General features: G+C 64.2%; 1 protein-coding gene. It reads left to right on the forward strand.

All coding sequences use genetic code 11. From position 1 onward, the window contains the following. A partial coding sequence (locus tag JK635_RS28775; RefSeq protein ID WP_202655266.1) for an alpha-hydroxy acid oxidase occupies positions 1-665 on the forward strand: 665 nt, incomplete at both ends.

The raw sequence follows: 665 nt of genomic DNA on the forward strand, positions 1-665 counted from the left end.
CGCTGTTCGGCGAAACCTATGCTGCACCGATTGGCATCGCGCCGATGGGGCTGAGCGCACTGACCTCCTACCGCGGCGATATCGTGCTTGCGCAGGCGGCCGACGAGGCCAGGGTGCCTATGATCATGAGCGGCTCGTCGCTGATCCCGCTGGAGGAGGTGGCCAAGGTGTCCGGCAATGCCTGGTTCCAGGCCTATCTGCCCGGGCAACTGCCGCAGATCAAGGCGTTGATTGCCCGCGTTGCGCTGGCTGGCTTCAAGACCCTGGTGATCACGGTCGATACGCCAACGCAGGCGAACCGGGAAAACAATGTGCGCACCGGATTCTCGACGCCATTGCGGCCGACCTTGCGTCTTGCATGGGATGGCCTGTCGCGGCCTTCCTGGCTGCTCGGCACCTTTGCACGCACTTTGGTCCGGCATGGCATGCCGCATTTCGAGAACAACTACGCCACGCGCGGCGCGCCCATCCTGTCGTCCAATGTGGTCAGGGATTTCTCCGACCGCGGGCATTTCACCTGGGAACACCTGAAACTCATCCGCAGCCTGTGGCAGGGGCCGCTGGTGATCAAGGGCGTGCTCAGCAAGGCGGATGCGGCGATGGCATGCCGCGTCGGCGTCGACGGCATCATCGTGTCGAACCATGGCGGTCGCCAGCTCGATGGC

The organism is Neobacillus paridis, from assembly GCF_016765675.1.
GTDB lineage: Bacteria > Bacillota > Bacilli > Bacillales > Cytobacillaceae > Neobacillus > Neobacillus paridis.